Raw genomic sequence first — 20575 nt, forward strand, 5'->3', positions numbered from 1 at the left:
CCGCTCGCCCGGCCGGCGCCGTGCTAGTGCGCGGGACCCGCGGGCTGGTCCGCCTTGGCCGGCAGCAGCAACGAGAGCGCGATGACGACCGCTCCGAACACCGCGCCGGCGACGAACGCCCACTGCAGCCCTCCGACAAACGCCTCGTGTGCCGATGATCCGCCGGACGCGAGGCTCTTCGAGCGGTTCTCGAGGATGACGACCAGAGCCGCGGTGCCGACTGCGCCGGCAACCTGCTGCAGGGTGCCAAGGATCGAGCTGCCGTGCGAGTAGAGCTCAGGTGGCAGAGCACCCAGACCCAGCGTGAACACGGGGGTGAAGATCGACGCCAGGCTGATCATCAACAGGATGTGCAGGCCGAGGAGCAGCGCGTAGGGGGTGTCGACGTCGATGACACGGCTCATCGTGAACAACGCGACGACCATGAGGACGGAACCGGGGATCACCAGCGGCCGTGCGCCGACCTTGTCGTAGAGCGCTCCGACCCGCGGTCCGAGCAGTCCCATGGCCAGTCCACCCGGCATCACGAGCAGTCCGGTCTGGATCGCCGACAGTCCGCGCAGGTCCTGCAGGTAGAGCGGCAACAAGATCATGGAGCCGAGGAACGCCATGAACGCCGTCGACATCAGCACCAGGGTGACGGTGAACGTGCGGTGCTGGAACGCCCGCAGGTCGAGCAGCGGGCTGCCGACGCGCTGCAGCCGCAGCTGCCAGAACGTGAACAGTGCGACCAGCGCCGCTCCGGCGCCGATCAGCAGCGTCAGCTGGCCGGTGCTGCGGGCGCCGACCTCGCTGAGACCGTAGACCAGCGCGCCGAAGCCGAGCGCGGCGACGACGACGCTGAACCAGCTGACCGGTGCGCTGTTGGTCTCGCCGACGTTCTTGAGGTGGCGCAGGCTGAGCACCGAGACGATGACGGCGACGGGCAGCATGAAGGCGAAGATCAGTCTCCACGAGCCGAGGTTGAGGATGAGCCCGGAAACCGCCGGACCCATCGCAGGGGCGACCGAGATCGCCAGCATCATGTTGCCCATCACGCGGCCTCTGGCCTGCTCCGGCACGACCGTCATGACGGTGGTCATGAGCAGCGGCATCATCACCGCGGTGCCGGCGGCCTGGACCGCGCGCCCGACGAGCAGCAGCTCGAAGATCGGGGCGGTGCCGCAGATGATCGTGCCGATCCCGAACGTCGTCATCGCGATCGTGTACGCGGTCCGGGTGGTCACCCGCTGCAGGAACCATCCCGTGATCGGGATGACGGCCGCCATCGTCAGCATGAAGATCGACGAGATCCACTGCGCACTGCGCGCTGTCACGTCGAAGTCCGCCATGAGGCGTGGCATCGCGTTGATCATGATCGTCTCGTTGAGGATCACGACGAACGTCGCGGCAACCAGGAGCTTGATGACGAGCGGGGTCTTCTCCTCGTCGACGGCCTCGCCGGGAGTCGAGGTGAAGTCGGCCTCGAACTCCGTGAGCTCGGGCTCTGTCGACGCCTCGGGGGTGCCCTCGGTGTGCGCAGTCATGGCTGGTCCTTCGGTTCGGTGTGCTGGGGGCCGGTCGACCACCCTCATCTGTACGACGAACGGCTGGTCACCATTTCGACATGCGGGTCAGACAATTCTTGACCGACACGTGTACGCGCGTCCAAACACTGTGGTTCCGCACGTGCTCCGAAAAGGCGACACTAGTGGAGATTCGCCTTCCTTGGAGCATTTACGGGTGCCGACGGCTACGCTTTCGCTCAGAAAGGGGCCGGCCGATGGCGGATGCATACGTCCTGGTGCTCAACGCGAGCTACGAGCCCCTGCAGCGCGTCTCGATGCGGCACGCGATCAAGATGCTGGTGCGCGAGGTCGCGGTCATCGAGGAAGAGGCCGGTGGCTCGTTCGGGCCGTTCCCGGTGCCCAAGGTCCTGCGCCTCGTCCGCTACGTCGTCACGCGGTGGATGCATCGGCGATCCAACCTGTGCACCAAGAGCGCCATCAAGGCGCGCGACAAGATGTGCGCCTATTGCGGTGGCCGCGCTGAGACGGTCGACCACATCGTGCCGCGCAGCCGCGGCGGGACGCTGACGTGGGACAACGCGGTCGCCGCGTGCGTGCGCTGCAACCACCGCAAGGCCGACCGCACCCCGGCCGAGGCTGGCATGACCCTGCTGGTCACCCCGAAGCAACCGCAATTCCTCGTTGCCTAGAGCCCCACGGATTCGTAGATGTCGTCGAGGGCGTCGAGGTACGCGCCTTGGTCGGCGCCGACCTTCTTCTCGACCTCCTTGGCCTTGGCCTGCACCTCGGCGGCGACCTGCTCGTAGCGGGCGTTCCACTTCTCCGCCTCGATCTGCCAGTAGCCGCACGTGTAGAAGTCGGCCTGCGGCCAGCCCAGCTCACGACGCAGATGGCGGCGCACGGCGCGGCTCGACCGGGCCTCGCCGGCGAGCCAGACGTAGCGATCGTCGGCCGGCAGGTCGCGCGTCGTCACCGCGTCAGCAAGGGCGGCGCAGATGTCGGTGTCCTGGTCGACGACCTGCCAGGTGACGTCGACGTTGGCGGGACTCGGCAGCGGGATCTCGTCGCCGGCATCGGTCAGCACGATGACGACCTCGGCCCTCTGGTCCGGCTGGAGGCCACGCAGGATCCGCGCGACCGCAGGCACCCCGGTGATGTCGGCGACCAGCAGCTGCCAGCCCACCCCGGCCGGAGCGGCGTACAGCCCGTGCGGCTCGATCAGCCCGACCCGGTCGCCGGGTCGGCACGTGCGCGCCCAGTCGGCACCGACCCCCTCCTCGTGCAGGGCGATGTCGAGGTCGATGTGGGTATCGCCGTCGACGACCCGATGGTCCGAGACCGTGTAGACCCGCGACTCCGGCTCGACGCCACCCTCGGGCAGCGTGATGTTCCAGTCCTCGTCGATCTCCGGGATCGCCAGCTCGGCACCCGCCGGCGGGATCAGCACGCGCACGTACTCGTCAGGCACACCGGTCGACACGAAGCCCTCGACGGCGAGGGTCACGGTGACCAGGTGGGCGGAGAGCCGGCGGCGGCCCAGCACCGTGGCGGCGTACGTCTGCACTGTCAGGTTCCCCTCGTTCGACACAAACTTAGGACAGCCTAACTTACTGCCGGTTGGTAGCGTGGCCGGGTGACGTCAGCTCCCCGCCCAGGGCCCCTCAGTGTCCGGCCCATCAGCTCCTCGGAGCACCTCGACTACATCCGGAGCCGGGCGTCGGTGAGCTTCCTGCAGACCCCCGCGTGGGCGACGGTCAAGAACGAGTGGCGGGGTGAGTCGATCGGCTGGTTTGACGGCAGCACGCTGGTCGGCGCAGCGCTCGTGCTCCACCGGCAGCTCCCGCGGGTCAAGCGCTACCTCGCCTACCTGCCCGAGGGTCCCGACATCGACTGGACCGATCCGGACCTCGGCCGCTGGCTGACCCCGCTGGCCGCGCACCTCAAGCAGCAGCGGGCGTTCGGCATCCGCATGGGTCCGCCGGTCGTCACGCGACGGTGGCACGCCGCGACGATCAAGCAGGCCATCGCCGATCCCGTCCTGACGACGCTGTCGGACGTACCCGCCGACGTACGCGACGACGCCGCCCTCGCGGTGGCCACGGCGCTGAACGGGCTCGGCTGGAAGGAGATCCCGACCGAGAACGGGTTCTCCGCCGGTCAGCCGAAGTTCAATTTCCAGATCCCACTGACCGATCGTTCGGAGGCCGACCTCCTCGCCGGCATGAACCAGCAGTGGCGGCGCAACATCAAGAAGGCGACCAAGGCCGGGGTCGAGGTCGTACGCGGTGCGCGTGGCGACCTGGCGGAGTTCCACCAGGTGTACGCCGAGACCGCCGAGCGCGATCACTTCACGCCGCGACCCCTGTCGTACTTCGAGCGGATGTGGGATGCGCTGACCGCCGAGGAGCCCGACCGGCTCGTGCTCTACCTCGCGCGCCACGAGGGTGACCTCGTCGCGGCGACCACGATGGTGCGCGTCGGGCAGCATGCCTGGTACTCCTACGGCGCCTCGACCACGGCCAAGCGCGACGTCCGCGGCTCCAACGCGATCCAGTGGCAGATGATGCGCGACGCGATGGCTGCCGGCGCGACGGCGTACGACATGCGGGGCATCACCGAGACGCTCGACCCCGACGACCCGCACGTCGGCCTGATCCAGTTCAAGGTCGGCACCGGTGGCGAGGCCGTCGAGTACCTCGGCGAGTGGGACCTGCCGCTCAACCGTGCCCTGCACCTCGGCTTCACCCAATACATGAAGAGGCGATGACGTGACCTTCGAGCTGGACATCGATGCCGAGCGCTGGCGCCGCGGTCTGCGGGCCGTCGTCGAGAGCACGCCCGGCATCGTCCCGGTCATCAAGGGCAATGGCTACGGCCTCGGCCGTGACCTGCTGGCCACCGAGGCCAAGGAGCTCGGGCTCGACGTCATCGCGGTCGGCACGTACGCCGAGGTACCCGCTGCGCTGGCCGCCTTCGGCGGCGACGTCATGGTGCTCACCCCGTGGCGGCCGTTCTTCACCGACGTGATCCACGACGAGCGGATCATCCACACGGTCGGCCGTGTCGAGGACATCGCCGCGCTGGCCGCCGGGCCCGATCCGACGGCGCGCGTGCTCCTCGAGGGCGAGACGTCGATGGCGCGGCACGGCCTCGACCGCCACGAGCTCGCGGCCGCCGTGGCCGCCCTCGGCGACCTGCGGGTCGAGGGCTTCGCGATCCACCTGCCGATGGCCGGCACCAACCTGCGCGAGGCCGAGAACTGGGCCGCCGCGCTCGAGACCTCCCAGGTCGAGACGACGACGTTCTACGCCTCGCACCTGACGTCGGCCGAGCTGACGATCCTGCGGGAGCGCCGGCCGCAGCTCGACATCCGGCCCCGCATCGGCACCGGGCTGTGGCTCGGCGACCTCGGCGCCCTGCACGTACGCGCGACCGTCCTCGACACGCACCTGGTGGCGCGCGGCGAACGGGTTGGCTACCGTCAGCGGCCCATGCCTCGCGACGGATCGCTGCTGATCATCTCCGGCGGCACCAGCAACGGCATCGGGCTCGAGGCGCCCAAGGCCTCGGCCGGCGTCGTGCAGCGCGGCAAGTCCCTCGCCAAGGGCGGGCTCGAAGCGGCCGGCTTCTCGCTGTCGCCGTTCACGATCGACGGCAAGCAGCGCTGGTTCGCCGAGCCTCCGCACATGCAGGCGAGCATGGTCTTCCTGCCCGCCTCGGCGACCGCACCTCAGGTCGGCGACCGCGTCGACGTGGCGGTGCGGTTCACCACCGCCACGTTCGACGCCATCAACCTTGCCTGAGGCAAGCGAGCGCTGCGAGCGGCCCGAAGGCAGGTTGAGCGATCACGCCGAAGGCGACAGGTGACGAAACCGCCTAACCTTCCTCCAGCTCGTCGTCCTCGGGCCGGCGCAGGCCGAGGAGTCCGGCCAGCGGCAACAGGAACACCCAGCCATTGTTCTGCGGCAACGTGCACCGGGGATCGTCGAAGATGTTCCAGCTGCCGCCGGCCGCCTCGCACGCCGCCTTGTTCTGCTGCGGATCTGTCGGCTCGGGCGTCACACAGGTGTTGGTCTTGGGATCCAGCACCTGCGGCGGGTCGCACGTCACCGGAGTCACCGGCTCACAGCCCAGGTTGCCGTCGGGCTGTTCGTTGGGCCCACACCGCTCCTGCGTGGGAGTCGGCTTCGGCTTGGCGACGCACTCGGTCTTGTTGGAGTTGAGCTGCTCGTCGCTGCTGCACTTGGGCGGCGGCTTCTTGTAGGTCGTGCCCTTGGTCGACTTGATGTTGGCCGCCTTGGGGAACGTCCCGCAGTCCGTGCCCTCCAGCGCCGAGTTCATGTAGGCCTGGAAGGTCTTCGCCGGGATCTGACCACCGAAGAACGGGATCATGTAGCCCTCGAGGTCACCGTTGCCGAGTTGGCCCCGGTTGTACATCACGGCCGTGGCGAGTTTGGGCGTGTAGCCGGCGAACCACGACGACGACACGTGCTGGTTGTTGGTGGGCCCGGCGGTCGCGGTGCCGGTCTTGCCGGCGGTCGGGCAGATCGTCTTGGCGTTCGATCCGGTGCCGGCGGGTCCGGAGTTGACGACCTTCTGCATCGCCGAGATGGTGTCGGCGGCGACGTCCTTGGGGATCGTCTGCTCGGTCTTGACCTTGTGCTTGTACTCAGTCTTGCCGTGGACGTCCTTGACCGACTCGATGACGTACCACTCGGCGCGCTTGCCCTGGGCCGCGATCGTCGCGTAGGCGTTGGCCATGTCGACGGGCGCGACCGGCTCGATGCCGAGCGGCGTGACGAGCGGTGGCCCGTCCTGCCTCAACCGGTCGAGCGGTCCCGACGGGATGCCGGCCTGCGCGGCCGCCTGCAAGGTCTTCTCCGGCCCGTCCGTCATCTGGTCCATGAGGTCGACGAACGCGGTGTTGATCGACTTCTGCGTCGCGAACGACAGCGGCACGTTGCCGAACGACTCACCGCCACTGTCGCCCTGGTTCTCGGTGACGGCCTTGCCGTTGATGATGAGCGGAGACTCGCCATTGAGCTTGGTCTTGAGGCTGTAGCCGTTCTCCAGCGCTGCGATCACCGCGAACGCCTTGAACGTCGAGCCCGGCTGGGTCCTCTCGGTCGCCCAGTTGAACTGGTTCTTGAGGTAGTCACGCCCGGCATACATCGCCTGCACCGCACCCGTGCCGGGCTTGATCGAGACCAGGGACTGGTGCAGCTGCTTGTGGCCGGAGGGGCGATATGCCTTGATGGCCGCGATCGCGTCCTTCTGCTTGCGGTAGTTGAACGTCGTGGTGATCCGCAGACCGGCGCCGTCGACCTCCTGCGGCGTGAACTCCAGATCGTCCATCTTCTCCTTGACGAGCTGGAGGAGATAGCCCTTGGAGCCGCTGAACCGGTTGACCTCACGCTTGGGGGCGAACTTCGGCAGGTGGTCGCTGAACTTCGAGGCCTGCTCCTGCGTGATCGCGCCGTCCTTGACCATGCCGGCGAGCACGTAGTTGAAGCGCGGCTGGATGCGATCCTTGGCACCCTCGGCGTAGGGGTCGTAGTAGGTCGGGCTGTTGATGATCGTCGCGAGGAACGCCGACTGTGCGTAGTTGAGCTGAGACGCGGGCTTGTCGAAGTAGGTCCTCGAGGCCACCTCGACGCCATAGGCGCCGTTGCCGAAGTAGATCGTGTTGAGATAGCCCTCGAGGATCTGCTTCTTGCTCAGCTGGTTGTGGATCTTGATCGAGAGGATCGCTTCCTTGACCTTGCGCTTGTAGGACTGCTCCTGCGTCAGGTAGAGGATCTTGACGTACTGCTGCGTGATCGTCGAGCCGCCGCCCTGGATCTGACCGCTGGTCGCGTTGTTGCGCGCGGCGCGGATGATGCCCTTGATGTCGATGCCGCGGTTCGTGTAGAACGTCCGGTCCTCCGCGGCGATCGCGGCGGCCTGCATCGAGGCCGGGATGTCGTCGATCCCGATGCTCTCGCGGTCCTGCGTCGCGAACGTGCCGAGCACGTGCTTGCCGTCGGAGTAGTAGACCTTGGTCGTCTGGGTCTGGAACGCCGCGTTCTCGCTGGGGATGCTGATGCTGCGGTAGAGGATGAAGAACGTCGCCGCGAGGAACACCACACCCAGCACGCCCAGCAGAGAGACCCAGCGGATCGTCTTGAGCCACCACGGGCCGCGACCACCGATCTTGCGGGTGAAGGCCTTGAGCCTTCCGCCGCCCGCGTCAGGGCTCGCTACTTTCTTTCGCTGTGCTGGCAAGGGTCCGTCTACCTCCATGGGGATCCCGGAATCGGATCCGTCAACGACCAAGTGTGCCGAACCTACCTGAGGAATGGTTAATCGACGGGGGTCCGCGTGGGCTGGGTCACCTGAACCGGGGTGTTGCCGATACACCGATTGGATGTATCGTTCCGATATACAAACAAATGACGGACTTTGTCAGGACGGGTAGATGACACGACGCGGCGCGGCACTCGAGGTGGCGGTCCTTGGACTGCTCCACGATGCCCCGATGCACGGCTACGAGCTGCGCAAGCAGGTCAACGCCCTGCTCGGCTGGGGTCGCATCCTGTCCTACGGCACGCTCTATCCCGCACTGAAGGCACTCGGCAAGGACGGCTACATCGTGGCCGACGAAGCCGTCACGCCCGAGGCGCGGGGCCGGCGGGCCAAGATCGTCTACAAGCTCACGGCCGAGGGCAAGGAACACTTCGCCCAGGCACTCGAGGACTCCGGTCCGTCGACGTGGGACGACGAGACGTTCGGCGTACGGTTCGCGTTCTTCGCGCGCACCGATGCCGCCTCGAGGGTTCGCATCCTCGAGGGACGACGAAGCCGACTGGAGGAACGACTCGACAACGTCCGCAAGGCAGGACAGCGGAAACGGGATCGGGTCGACGCCTACACGTTGGAGCTGCAGCGGCACGGCCTGGAGTCGGTCGAGCGCGAGGTCACCTGGTTGACCGAGCTCATCGACCGCGAACGCTCCGGCGGCTATCCCGACGCAGACAGCACGACCAGCACAGACCTCAACACGACCGAGAAGTGAACACATCAATGAAGGAGAACCCATGGGTTCGGTACGCGTAGCAATTGTGGGTGTGGGCAACTGCGCCACGTCCCTGATCCAGGGCGTCGAGTACTACAAGGACGCTGACCCCGCCGGCAACGTCCCCGGGCTCATGCACGTCGAGTTCGGTGAGTACCACGTCAAGGACATCGAGTTCGTCGCCGCGTTCGACGTCGACGCCAAGAAGGTCGGCTTCGACCTCTCCGAGGCGACGCAGGCCAGCGAGAACAACACGATCAAGATCGCCGACGTTGCGCCCACCGGCGTCATCGTCCAGAAGGGCAACACGCTCGACGGTCTCGGCAAGTACTACCGCGAGACGATCGAGGAGTCGGACGCCCCGGCGGTCGACATCGTCCAGGTCCTCAAGGACACCCAGGCCGACGTCCTCGTCTCCTACCTCCCGGTGGGCTCCGAAGAGGCCGACAAGTTCTACGCCCAGTGCGCGATCGACGCCAACGTCGCGTTCGTCAACGCGCTGCCCGTGTTCATCGCCTCTGACCCCGAGTGGGCCAAGAAGTTCGAGGACGCCGGCGTCCCGATCATCGGTGACGACATCAAGAGCCAGGTCGGCGCGACCATCACGCACCGCGTCATGGCCAAGCTGTTCCAGGATCGCGGCGTCGTCCTCGACCGGACGTACCAGCTCAACGTCGGCGGCAACATGGACTTCAAGAACATGCTCGAGCGTGATCGCCTGGAGTCCAAGAAGATCTCCAAGACGCAGGCCGTGACGTCGAACCTCGACCACGACCTCGGCGCCAAGAACGTCCACATCGGCCCGAGCGACTACGTCCAGTGGCTCGACGACCGCAAGTGGGCCTACGTCCGCCTCGAGGGTCGCGCCTTCGGTGACGTCCCCCTCAACCTCGAGTACAAGCTCGAGGTCTGGGACTCGCCCAACTCGGCCGGCATCATCATCGACGCCATCCGTGCGGCGAAGATCGCCAAGGACCGTGGCATCGGCGGCGCCCTGCTGTCGGCCTCGTCCTACCTGATGAAGTCGCCCCCGGAGCAGCGTCCCGACGACCTCGGTCGCGAGATGCTCGAGAAGTACATCCGTGGTGAAGTCGAGCGCTGACGATTCTTGAGCTTGTCGAAAGGATCCTTTCGACAAGCTCAAGGAACGACTGGGGCCGGTCCCGTTGGGGCCGGCCCTTCGTCATGCCCGGAGCAACCGGGTGACTGTGTCGCGCATGATGGCGCGGGCGTCTGCGACGTCGCGACCGAGATCATCGCGAGCGAACGACCACGTCATGCCACTTGTCGCTGCCATGAGGCCCAGGCACAGTGCCCCGTCTGCACCACCCTCGACAGCCAGCTCGGCGCCAAAGGTATCGAGGAGGTCTCGACGAAGGCGATCGATCAACTCCCGCCGCGCCGCGGCCAGCGCCGACGAGAACGGCTCGCCCAGAACCGCTGACCGAGCCGCCGGTGCGAGGTGCTCGAGCCGGACTGCGCGCTGCTGGCAGAACGCGTCGATCCGTTCGCTCAGCGGCACGTCGGGGTCGATCGGCTGGCGCAGCGCGGCATCGGCGTCGAGCCAATAGGCCGTCGTCGCCTCGAGCAACGTCTCGAGATCCTTGAAGTTGAGCCAGAGCGTACGCAGGGAGACCCCGGCTCGTTCGGCGATGACCTTGGCGGTCGGCTTCAGCACGCCCTCGCGCAGGAGTCCGGCGTGCGCCTCGACGATCGCGTCACGCGTACGCTCTCCGCGTGCGATCCGCCCGTCGGTGTGACGCTCGGTCATCAGCTTCGGGCGTTCCAGAACGCCTTGAGGGCCTCGGTCGCGTCGGCCTCGCTCAGCGGTCCGCGATCCATGCGCAGGTCGAGCAGGAACCGGTAGGCCTCTCCGACCTCCGGTCCCGGAGGGATGTCGAGGATCTTCATGATCTGCGCGCCGTCGAGGTCGGGGCGGATCGAGCTGAGCTCCTCCTGCTCCGCCAGCACCGCGATCCGCTGCTCCAATTCGTCGTACGTCCGCTGGAGGCGCAGCGCCTTCTTCTGGTTGCGCGTCGTGGAGTCCGCGCGGGTCAGGATGTGCAGGCGCTCGAGCTGGTCGCCGGCGTCGCGGACGTAACGGCGTACGGCCGAGTCGGTCCACTCGCCCGAGCCGTAGCCGTGGAACCGCAGGTGCAGCTCGACAAGCGTCGCGACCTGATCCGTGACGTCGTTGCTGTAGCGCAGTGCCCGCATGCGCTTGCGGGCGAGCTTGGCGCCGACGACGTCGTGGTGGTGGAACGTCACGGTGCCGCCCGCGGCGAAGCGGCGGGTCTTGGGCTTGCCGATGTCGTGCAGCAGCGCGGCAAGGCGGATCACGAGGTCGGGCTGCTCCTCGAGGCGGCCCTCGAGCGCGATGGCCTGCTCCAGCACGGTCAGCGAGTGCTCGTAGACGTCCTTGTGGCGGTGGTGCTCGTCGCGCTCGAGGATCAGCGCCGGCAGCTCGGGCAGCATCTGCGCGGCCAACCCGGTCTTGACGAGCAGCCGCAGGCCGGCGACGGGGTGAGCGCCGAGGAGGAGCTTGTTGAGCTCGTCGCGGATGCGCTCGGCCGACACGATCTCGAGGCGCGACGCCATCTCGGTCATCGCCGCCACGACCTCCGGCGCCGCCGTGAATCCGAGCTGCGACACGAAACGGGCGGCCCGCATCATGCGCAGCGGGTCGTCGCTGAACGACTGCTCCGGCGTGACGGGGGTGCGGAGCAGCTCGTCGTCGAGATCGCGCTGGCCGCCGAACAGGTCGACGAACTCCGCCGACGGCAGCCGGATCGCCATGGCGTTGACCGCGAAGTCGCGCCGCGAGAGGTCGCCGTCGAGCGTGTCGCCGAACTGCACCTCGGGCTTGCGGGACGCGATGTCGTACGCATCGCTGCGATACGTCGTGATCTCCAGGTCGTGGCCGCCCTTGCGCAGCCCGATCGTGCCGAACTCGCGCCCGACGTCCCACATCGCGTCGGCCCACGATCCGACGATGCGTTCGATGTCGTCGGGGCGGGCCGAGGTGGTGAAGTCCCAGTCGGTGCCGGGCCGGCCCAGCACCGCGTCGCGCACGGGGCCGCCGACGATCGCGAGCTCGTGACCAGCCGCCTCGAACAGCGCGCCGACCTCGGCCAGGAACGGATTGGCGTCGAGGATGCCGTCGATCCTGGCCCGGCGTTCGGGGGTCAGCGTGGACGTGGGCACGAGGACATACTCTATCGGCCTGCGATCTGGTGCTTGAGCCTGTCGAAGGACATGCTTTCGACGGGCCGGGGCAGTGCAGCCCGTACGTCTAGCATGTTCGGGTGAGCAGCCCCCGTCGTCGCGTCCTCGTCGCGCTGCTCGCGACGATTCTCGCGACGCTCACGGTTCCGGGCCTGCCCGCGCACGCCGCCGACAAGAACCCCCAGCTCTCGGTCAGCATCCAGTCCCTCAGCCCCAGCCGGCTCGGACCCGGATCGACCGTCACGATGACGGGCACCGTGACCAACCACAACGGGCACGCATGGACCAACGTGCAGGCCTATCTCGTCATCCCCGCCGTGCCGTTCACCACCAGGTCGCAGGTCGAGGACGCGATCGACAACGGTGACGCCTACACGGGCGTACGCGTCGTGGACGCCGGTACGTTCGACGATCTCGGTGACCTCGCGCCCAAGCAGACCCGGCGGTTCTCGGTCAAGGTGCCGTACGACCAGCTGCACATCAGCGGCGCCGAGGGGGTCTACCCCGTCGGCGTGCAGATCCTCGGCACCGACACCGGCGGCGAGCGCAGCAACGACGCGATCGCGCGGGCCACGACGTTCCTGCCGCTCGTGTCCGGCGGCCATCAACGCGTCGCCGCCTCGGTCGTCTGGCCGTTCCTCATGCCCAACCGCCGCGGCTACAACGGCGACTACGTCGACACGACCGGCCTGCTCCGCGACGTGTCGGCCGGCGGGCAGCTGCGCAACCTGCTCGACCTGGCGTCCAGCACCAGCGACAAGGCGTCGACAGCCCTGATCGACCCGGCCCTGCTCGTCGGGGTCGACGACCTGATCCGCGGACACCGGGTGCCCGAGGGGGTCAAGCTGACGCCGGAGCAGAAGGCCGAGGCGCAACGCTTCCTCGACGACCTGCTGGCGTTTGCTCGACGACAAGGCTCGTGGGTGCTCGGCTTCGACCGCCCCGACGTCCTCGCCCTGTCGAACAACCCCGACCTCGAGACGCCGCTCAAGACGGCGATCGACCGGGCGACCGACGCGGCCCTCACGAAGTTCCAGCTGTACGGCCGCGAGGTGTCGTGGCCGAGCATGCACGGCGTCACCTCGAGCCTGCTCCGCGACCTGCGCGGCTCCGGCGACAGTCCGGTGATCGTCACGTCCGACGCGCTGCCGAGCTGGGACCGGCGTCTGGGCTCGGTCGTCCAGTACGTGACGCCCAACGGCCCCATGCCCCTGCTCGTCACCGACGTCCTCGACGCAGGCGTGCCCGGCCAGGACTCTGTCGTGACGCTCCGCCAGCGCATCTTGAGCGAGGCGGCACTGGCGACGCTGCAGCGCGAGATCGACCCCAAGTCGCGCGCCGACGCCATCACGATGGTCGATCCGCGGTGGAACCCGGGACCGCAGTGGGCCGCCGGCCGGCTCTCCGCGGCCTTCGAAGCGCCGTTCACCTCGCCGACCAGCCTCGAGTCGATGCTGACCCGGCCGTTGACGAGCTACAGCGGCAAGGTCGCCGCCGCGACCGATCGGCCACTCAGCCGGGCCCAGCTCAAGGCGGCCGCGCGCATCGTGGCCAGTGGCAGCGCCCTCAGCTCGGTCATCCCGCAGAGCGACGAGGTCGACGACGCGTTGGCCCAGGACGTCGCCAGCGTCCTCGGCATCCGCTGGCGCGAGAGTCCCGGCACCGGCACTGCGATCGCCAAGAAGCTCGCCGGCGAGGCCGGAGCCGAGCTCCGCAAGATCACGATCAAGGCGCCATCGTCTGTCACGCTGTCCAGCTCCAAGGGCGGCTTCCCCATCACGATCCGCAACGACACGGGCGAGGCGATCCGGGTCGGGGTCACGTTCGACTCCAGCAACCCGGCGCTGACCGTCCCCGACGTCAAGCCCATCGACATCGGCGCCGGCGAGCGGCACACGCTCACGGTCGACATCGACCTCGGCCGCCAGAACGCCACCTCGCTCACAGCGCACCTGAAGTCGACCGACGGCAAGACGATCGGCCAGCCGGCGGACCCCTTCAACGTCCGGTCCAGCAAGATCGGCGTCGTGCTGTGGGTCGCCATGGGCCTCGCCGCGCTGCTGGTGCTCGCCGCGCTCGTACGCCGCTTCAGCCGGCGTCGCAGGCGCACCCGCGTCGCGTCCGAGCGGCCGGCGGACGACGATGACTGACCAGACGATCGCCAGGGCCAGCGCCTGGATGGCGCTCGGCACGGTCGTCTCGCGGGTCACCGGGTTGCTCCGGGCCGTGCTCCTCGCCGCGGCGATCGGCACGCAGGCCAACGCCGACCTCTTCGACATCGCCAACACGATCCCCAACTCGCTCTACATCCTGCTCGCCGGCGGCGTGTTCAACGTCGTGCTGGTGCCCCAGCTCGTGCGCGCGATGAAGACCGACGAGGACGGCGGCAACGCGTACGCCAACCGGGTCATCACGCTCGGTCTCCTCGTGCTCGGCATCGGCACGGTCGTCCTCATCGCGCTGGTGCCCTACCTGCTGCACGTGGTCTACGACTCGAGCCTGTTCGCGCCCGGCTTCGGTCCTCAGCGCGAGTCCGCTCGTCTCCTGATGCTGTTGTGCCTGCCGCAGGTGTTCTTCTACGGCGCGTTCGTGCTCACGGGCCAGGTGCTCAACGCCCGCGGCCGGTTCGGCCCCATGATGTGGGCGCCGATCGTCAACAACGTCGTCGCGTGCACCGTGATCGTCACGTACGTCTTCGTGTTCGGCGCCAGCAGCGGTGTCGACGGCTTCTCGACCTCCGAGTCACTGCTGCTCGGACTCGGCTCCACCGCCGCGATCGCCCTCCAGGCGCTCGTGCTGGTGCCCTATCTGCGCAGGGCCGGGTTCCACTTCCGCCCGAGGTTCGACTTCCGCGGCGTCGGCCTCGGCAAGACCCTCAAGCTCGGTGCCTGGACGCTCGCGTTCATCATCGCCAACCAGATCGCGTTCATCACGGTCAACAAGATCGCGACCAAGGGCACGCTCGAGGGCGCCGCCGAGGGCAAGGGTGCCGCCGGCTCCACGGTCTACGGCCTCGGCTTCCTCATCAGCCAGTTCCCGCACGGGGTCATCACGGTGTCGCTCGCCACGGCGGTCATCCCCACGCTCGCCGCCCTGGCCACCGACCGGCACTATCGTCGGTTCCGCATCGAGCTCGGCCGGACCGTCCGTATCGCGTTGTCGATCGTCGCGCCCGTTGCCGTGGCGCTGCTCTGCCTGGGCCAGCCCGCCACGGCCGTGGCCGGCGGCATCGGCTCGCTCGGTGGCCAGACGATCCCGATCGGGCACACGATCCAGGCGTTCTCACTCGCGATGGTCACCTTCACGATCCACTACCTGATGCTGCGCGGCTTCTATGCCAACGAGGACAACCGCACGCCGTTCTTCATCCAGGTCGTGATCGCGACGGTCAACATCGGTCTCGCCTACAAGCTGGCGATCAGCGTCGAGCCCGACCGGGTCGCGATGATGCTCGCGCTGTCGTACGGCATCGCGTACCTCGTCGGCTCGATCCTCTCCGCGTCCCTGCTGGCGTTCGCCGTCGGCAACGTGTTCGACTGGGAGATGCTCGTCTTCCTCGTACGCCTGATCGCGGCGTGCGCCCTCGCTGCGTTCGTCACGATGGGCTTCGCGCACGGGCTCGACACTGCCGGCATCGAGCCGGCGCGCGCGGTGGGTGGTGCGATCACGACGGTCGTCGCCGGGTTCGCCGGTGTCGTCACCTACGTGACCGCGGCCCGCGTGCTCGGCATGGACCAGTTGACGTACGTCGTCGACACCCTGCGCCGCCGAGGCTGATTCGCCTGTCTCGGCTCGCCTCGCGGACTAGCATGGAAATCAGTCCGAGAAAGGGTGTTGATGAGCGAGAGGCGGCTGCTGGCCTCCGGTGATGTGCTCGCACACCGCTACGAACTCCAGGACCTCGTCAACGAGAAGCTCGGGTCCACCACGTGGCGCGCGCACGACCAGGTGCTCAACCGCAACGTCGGCATCGAGATGCTGTCGAGCGCCGATCCCCGCGCCGACCACTTCCTGCAGGCCGCCCGCGAGTCGACCTCGGTCACCGACCCTCGCTTCCTCCGCGTGCTCGACCTGATCCAGGAGGAGCAGCACCACCACCTGGTGGTGCGCGAGTGGGCCCGCGCGTTCCCGCTCGATCAGCTCCTCGCCCAGTCGCCGCTGCCCAATCGGCGCGCCGCCACGGTGGTCGCCGAGGTGGCCGAGGCCCTGGCCAACGCCCACGAGCACGGCGTTTATCACCGGCGCCTCACGCCGCACCAGGTGCTGCTCAAGCAGTCCGGGGCCGTGCGCATCGTCGGCCTCGGAGTCACCACGGCGCTGTCGCCCGTCGGCCGGCAGGACTCCCTCGAGGACCTGCAGGGCTACGAGCAGCTCGACGTCCAGGCACTCGGCAAGCTGCTGTACGCCTGCCTGACGAGCCGCTGGCCCGGCGCCCATGTCGACGGCCTCAACGCGGCACCGACCGAGCATGGCCGGCTGCTCCGCCCGCGTCAGGTGCGCGCCGGGGTCTCCCGCGACGTCGACACGACCTGCGACCGCATCCTCGGCACGCCACCGCGCAACCACGCGACGCCGTTGCGCAAGGCCGCCGACATCGCCCGTACGCTCCGGCTGTCGGGCGAGGACGACGACCTGCACGACGACCAGCCCAGCCTCGCCAGCATGTCGTCGCCTGATCTCCTGCGCCTCGACCCCGTGATCGTCCCCGGTGGACCACCTCCGGGCCTGGAGCCGCCCCGTCGCCGCCCCAAGGCGTACGAGCCCGCGCCTCCGACGACGCTCGAGCGCGGCAAGGAGCGGGCCAAGCGGGCCGCCAAGGGAGATCGTGGTCTGGTGCTGCTCGGCGTCGTCGGCGCCCTCGTCATTGTGACGGTCCTGGCGTTCCTCGTCGGCCGGTCCTCCAACAACGGCAAGGCCGATCCGATCGAGCGCGACAGCCCGCTGCGCGTCCTGCCGATCCAGCGGGCCGGCGACTTCGACCCTCAAGGCGAGGACGGCAGCGAGAACCCGGAGGAGGCTCGTCTCGCGATCGACGACAAGCTCTCGACGGGGTGGCACACCTCGCGCTACTTCGGCTCGGCCGACCTTGGCGGCCTCAAGGACGGCGTCGGTGTCGTGCTCGACCTCGGTGGTCCGCGCGAGGTCGACTCACTGCGCCTCCAGCTCGAGGGGCAGCCGACGAGCTTCTCGATCTTCGCCTCCTTGCCCAACACGACCAAGGTCCCGTCGTCGCTTCGCGGCCTACGCCGCGTCGCTGCGGTCAACGACGCCGGCACGGACGCGAGTGTGTCGTTGGAGTCCGGCATCCTGACGCGCTACGTCGTCGTGTGGCTGCGATCACTCCCCGAGGTCGGCGACGGAGAGTTCCGCGGCGAGATCCGCGAGGTCGTCATCCGCGGCCGCTCCTGACGCGCCGGGACGGAGTCGATCGCGGGAATGCGCAACACCTAGTATTCGTTGATACCCGTACCACGATCAGAAGGCTTTTCATGAGCGACTCAGTCCGCAATCTCATCATCATCGGTTCGGGCCCCTCCGGCTACACCGCGGCTGTCTATGCCGCCCGTGCCAACCTCGAGCCCTTGGTCTTCGAGGGCTCGGTCACGGCCGGCGGCGCGTTGATGAACACGACCGACGTCGAGAACTTCCCGGGCTTCCCCGACGGCATCATGGGCCCCGAGCTGATGGACAAGCTGCGCGCCCAGGCCGAGCGGTTCGGCGCCGAGCTCATCACCGACGACGTCACCTCGGTCGACCTGACCGGCGACATCAAGACCGTCTCGCTGGCCGACGGTACGACCTACAGCGCCCACGCCGTCGTGCTGGCGATGGGCTCGGGCTACCGCAAGCTCGAGGTCGAGGGCGAGGACCGGCTGTCGGGTCACGGCGTCTCCTGGTGCGCGACGTGCGACGGCTTCTTCTTCCGCGAGCAGAACATCGTCGTGGTCGGCGGCGGCGACTCCGCACTCGAGGAGGCCACGTTCCTGACGCGCTTCGCGTCCAAGGTGACGATGGTCCACCGTCGCGACCAGCTGCGTGGCTCCAAGATCATGCAGGATCGCGCGTTCGCCAACGACAAGATCGCGTTCGAGTGGAACGCCGAGGTTGCCGAGCTGCACGGTGAGGACAAGCTCGACGGCATCACGCTGCGCGACACCGTCACCGGCGAGCTGCGTCGCATCGACGCCACCGGCCTGTTCATCGCGATCGGTCACGACCCCCGCTCGGAGCTGCTCAAGGGCCAGGTCGAGCTCGACGACGAGGGCTACGTCCTCGTGAAGGACGGCAGCACCGCGACCAACCTGCCCGGTGTTTTCGCGGCCGGCGACCTGGTCGACCACACCTACCGCCAGGCGATCACCGCGGCCGGCACCGGCTGCGCCGCATCACTCGACGCCGAGCGCTACCTCGCCGATCTCGAGCACGCCGGCGCACCCGCCCCGGCTGCTGCCCTGGTGGAATAACCACCGCCCCCCGACGTTGAACACACCACAGACCTGAAGGAGAAACCCATGGCAGACATCACCGCCGTCACCGACGCCGACTTCGACGAGAAGGTGCTCAAGGCCGACGGCCCCGTGCTCGTCGACTTCTGGGCCAGCTGGTGTGGCCCGTGCCGCCAGCTCGCGCCGATCCTCGAGGAGATCGCCAAGGAGAAGGGCGAGAAGCTCACGATCGTCAAGATGGACGCCGACGCCAACCCCGTCACCCCGGCCCAGTATCGGGTCACCGGTCTCCCGACCATGAACCTCTACTACAAGGGCGAGGTCGTCCGGTCCATCGTGGGCGTACGTCCCAAGAGCGCGATCTTGAGCGAGCTCGAGGAGCACGCGAGCTAATCAGCGACTGCTCCAGACAGAAGCCCCGGTGAGACGATCACCGGGGCTTCTTATTGCCTTATTGATTTGTCGACTTGTTGCTTTAGCTCTTCTTTGGATCCATCAGATCGACGATCCGCTCGAGGTCCTCGAGCGTCGCGAACTCGACCGTGACCTTGCCCTTCGACCGACCGAGGTCGACCTTGACCCTCGTGTCGTAGCGCTCCGACAACCGCGCTGCCAGGTCCGCCAGACGCGGTGCCGACATCTTGGGCGACTGGCGTACGGCCGGCCGCTTGGCACTCTCCGGGCCGACCGTCACGATCTCCTCGAGGGCTCGCACCGACAGACCCTCGGCTACGACGCGGGTCGCGAGCCGGTCCTGGATCTCCGGGTTGGCGACACTCACGAGAGCCCGGGCGTGACCCGCTGAGAGGACCCCGGCCGCCACCCGGCGCTGGACCGCCGGCGACAGCTTGAGCAGCCGGAGGGTGTTGCTGATCTGGGGACGCGACCGACCGATGCGCTCGGCCAGCTCGTCGTGTGTGCAGCCGAAGTCCTCGAGCAGCTGCTGATAGGCCGCCGCCTCTTCCAACGGGTTGAGGTTGGACCGGTGGAGGTTCTCCAAGAGCGCGTCCCGGAGCAGGTCCTCGTCGGAGGTGTCCCGGACGATCGCGCCGATCGACTCGAGCCCGGCCTTGCCGCTGGCTCGCCAGCGCCGCTCCCCCATGATGAGCTCGTAGCGGTCCTTGGCGACCTCGCGCACCACGATGGGCTGGAGCAGTCCGACCTCCTTGATGGAGTGGACCAGCTCTGCCATGTGGTCCTCGTCGAAGACCTGGCGGGGCTGCCGCGGGTTGGCGACGATCTGCTCGAGCGGGATCTCGGCGAACCTGGCGCCCTCGATCTCCTGGAGCCCCGAAGCCTTCGCCTCGGCGGGACTCGACGGGATCAGCGACTCGAGTCCCCGACCCAGTCCGCGTCGTGTGCTCATGCCTGTGCCTCCTGCCGGCCGGCGACGGTGATCTCGCGCGCGGCCTCGAGATACGACAGCGCGCCTGACGACGAGCCGTCGTACGTGATGACGGACTGTTGATAGCTCGGCGCCTCCGAGATCCGGACGGATCGGGGTATCGCCGTCTTGAGGACCTTGTCGCTGAAGTGCGTGCGCACCTCGTCGGCGACACCCGCCGACAGGCGTGTGCGGGCGTCGTACATCGTCAGCAGGATCGTGGAGATCTCGAGCTTGGGATTGAGGTGCGACCGGATCAGCTCGATGTTGCGGACCAGCTGACCCAGTCCCTCCAGTGCGTAGTACTCGCACTGGATCGGGATCAAGACCTCGCGGCCGGCGACCATCGCATTGACTGTCAGCAGGCCGAGCGACGGTGGGCAGTCGATCAGCACGTAGTCGATGCGGTCCCCTGCATCGGCACAGTCACGCAGATAGGTCTGCAGGGCCCGGTCGAGTCGTGACTCGCGGGCGACGAGCGAGACCAGCTCGATCTCGGCGCCGGCCAGGTCGATCGACGCCGGCAGCACCGTCAGCCCTTCGATGTCGGGGCACGGCTTGATGAGCTCGTCGAGATCCGTGCCGTCGACGATGGCCTCGTAGACGCCGGGCGTGCCCTCGGCGTGCGGCACGTTGAGTGCCGTCGAGGCATTGCCCTGCGGGTCGAGGTCGATGACCAGGACGCGCAGTCCCTTGATCGCGAGCGCCGCCGCGACATTGACGGTGGTCGTCGTCTTGCCGACGCCACCCTTCTGGTTCGCGACGACGAAGACCCGCGTCTCCGCGGGAGCATCGAACCGAGGCGTCGCCGACGCTCGCCGGACCAGGGCGATGTGCTCCTCGACCTCCGAGGCGAGCGGTGTCGAGTCGTCGTGCGAGGGCACAGGCACCCGGTAGTTGGATGCGGTTGCCGGACCCGGCGGAGGTGGTGTCGTTCCGCTCATGCCGTCACCTTCCA

17 protein-coding genes are annotated in these 20575 nt (G+C 68.1%); 10 read left to right on the forward strand and 7 right to left on the reverse strand.

All coding sequences use genetic code 11. The features are described from left to right. Positions 1-23: 23 nt before the first annotated feature. The gene (locus tag ESP70_RS16285) at positions 24-1526 is read right to left on the reverse strand and encodes an MDR family MFS transporter (RefSeq protein WP_149690355.1); all 1503 of its coding nucleotides are present in this window, start codon (positions 1524-1526) and stop codon (positions 24-26) included. Between the two features lie 236 nt (positions 1527-1762). Between ESP70_RS16285 and ESP70_RS16290 the strand changes: the two genes are divergently transcribed. Next, entirely contained in the window at positions 1763-2197 is a 435-nt protein-coding gene (locus ESP70_RS16290; RefSeq protein WP_149690356.1) for an HNH endonuclease, read from the forward strand. Here ESP70_RS16290 and ESP70_RS16295 read toward each other — a convergent pair. Beyond that, positions 2194-3096: a siderophore-interacting protein gene (locus ESP70_RS16295; protein ID WP_149690357.1), complete on the reverse strand. Its 903-nt coding sequence runs from the start codon at positions 3094-3096 to the stop codon at positions 2194-2196. The two genes, ESP70_RS16290 and ESP70_RS16295, sit on opposite strands and share 4 nt — an antisense overlap. A gap of 45 nt (positions 3097-3141) precedes the next feature. Between ESP70_RS16295 and ESP70_RS16300 the strand changes: the two genes are divergently transcribed. Beyond that, positions 3142-4275 (forward strand): lipid II:glycine glycyltransferase FemX, encoded by a 1134-nt coding sequence (locus ESP70_RS16300; RefSeq protein ID WP_149690358.1) that lies wholly within the window; start codon positions 3142-3144, stop codon positions 4273-4275. Between the two features lies 1 nt (position 4276). Beyond that, complete coding sequence (locus ESP70_RS16305) at positions 4277-5311, forward strand: alanine racemase (RefSeq protein ID WP_149690359.1); 1035 nt, start codon at positions 4277-4279, stop codon at positions 5309-5311. A gap of 73 nt (positions 5312-5384) precedes the next feature. On the opposite strand, the gene ESP70_RS16310 is transcribed toward ESP70_RS16305, so the two are convergent. Next, on the reverse strand, positions 5385-7772 hold the full coding sequence (locus tag ESP70_RS16310; RefSeq protein WP_188110670.1) for a transglycosylase domain-containing protein: 2388 nt from the start codon (positions 7770-7772) through the stop codon (positions 5385-5387). A 193-nt stretch (positions 7773-7965) separates the two neighbouring features. On the opposite strand from ESP70_RS16310, the gene ESP70_RS16315 reads away from it, so the two are divergent. Both ESP70_RS16315 and ESP70_RS16320 read left to right on the forward strand, forming a co-directional pair. Continuing rightward, a complete protein-coding gene (locus ESP70_RS16315) occupies positions 7966-8562 on the forward strand; it encodes a PadR family transcriptional regulator (protein WP_149690361.1) in 597 nt (198 codons plus the stop codon). Positions 8563-8584: 22 nt separating this feature from the next. After that, entirely contained in the window at positions 8585-9664 is a 1080-nt protein-coding gene (locus ESP70_RS16320; RefSeq protein WP_149690362.1) for an inositol-3-phosphate synthase, read from the forward strand. An 81-nt stretch (positions 9665-9745) separates the two neighbouring features. Here ESP70_RS16320 and ESP70_RS16325 read toward each other — a convergent pair whose 3' ends face one another. Further along, positions 9746-10333, reverse strand: coding sequence for a TetR/AcrR family transcriptional regulator (locus tag ESP70_RS16325; RefSeq protein WP_149690363.1), 588 nt, complete (start codon positions 10331-10333; stop codon positions 9746-9748). Continuing rightward, on the reverse strand, positions 10333-11766 hold the full coding sequence (locus ESP70_RS16330) for a CCA tRNA nucleotidyltransferase (protein WP_149690364.1): 1434 nt from the start codon (positions 11764-11766) through the stop codon (positions 10333-10335). Before ESP70_RS16330 ends, ESP70_RS16325 begins: the two co-directional genes overlap by 1 nt. Positions 11767-11867: 101 nt before the next feature. Here ESP70_RS16330 and ESP70_RS16335 point away from each other — a divergent pair, with 101 nt between their 5' ends. From ESP70_RS16335 to trxA, 5 genes are all read left to right on the forward strand, one after another. Next, positions 11868-13937: a DUF6049 family protein gene (locus ESP70_RS16335; protein ID WP_149690365.1), complete on the forward strand. Its 2070-nt coding sequence runs from the start codon at positions 11868-11870 to the stop codon at positions 13935-13937. Further along, positions 13930-15564, forward strand: a complete 1635-nt coding sequence (gene murJ / locus ESP70_RS16340) for a murein biosynthesis integral membrane protein MurJ (RefSeq protein WP_149690366.1) — start codon at positions 13930-13932, stop codon at positions 15562-15564. Before ESP70_RS16335 ends, murJ begins: the two co-directional genes overlap by 8 nt. A 60-nt stretch (positions 15565-15624) precedes the next feature. After that, positions 15625-17196, forward strand: a complete 1572-nt coding sequence (locus ESP70_RS16345; protein ID WP_149690367.1) for a protein kinase family protein — start codon at positions 15625-15627, stop codon at positions 17194-17196. Positions 17197-17276: 80 nt separating this feature from the next. Further along, positions 17277-18251 carry a thioredoxin-disulfide reductase gene (gene trxB, locus ESP70_RS16350; protein ID WP_149690368.1) on the forward strand — a complete coding sequence of 325 codons (975 nt, stop codon included), beginning with the start codon at positions 17277-17279 and terminating at the stop codon, positions 18249-18251. A gap of 48 nt (positions 18252-18299) precedes the next feature. After that, positions 18300-18626, forward strand: coding sequence for a thioredoxin (gene trxA / locus ESP70_RS16355; protein WP_056210625.1), 327 nt, complete (start codon positions 18300-18302; stop codon positions 18624-18626). A gap of 82 nt (positions 18627-18708) precedes the next feature. On the opposite strand, the gene ESP70_RS16360 is transcribed toward trxA, so the two are convergent. Beyond that, entirely contained in the window at positions 18709-19599 is an 891-nt protein-coding gene (locus ESP70_RS16360) for a ParB/RepB/Spo0J family partition protein (protein WP_149690369.1), read from the reverse strand. After that, entirely contained in the window at positions 19596-20561 is a 966-nt protein-coding gene (locus tag ESP70_RS16365; RefSeq protein ID WP_149690370.1) for a ParA family protein, read from the reverse strand. The genes ESP70_RS16360 and ESP70_RS16365 overlap by 4 nt, the downstream gene beginning before the upstream one ends. Between the last annotated feature and the right edge of the window lie 14 nt (positions 20562-20575).

Source organism: Aeromicrobium ginsengisoli, from assembly GCF_004134905.2.
Lineage (GTDB): Bacteria > Actinomycetota > Actinomycetes > Propionibacteriales > Nocardioidaceae > Aeromicrobium > Aeromicrobium ginsengisoli.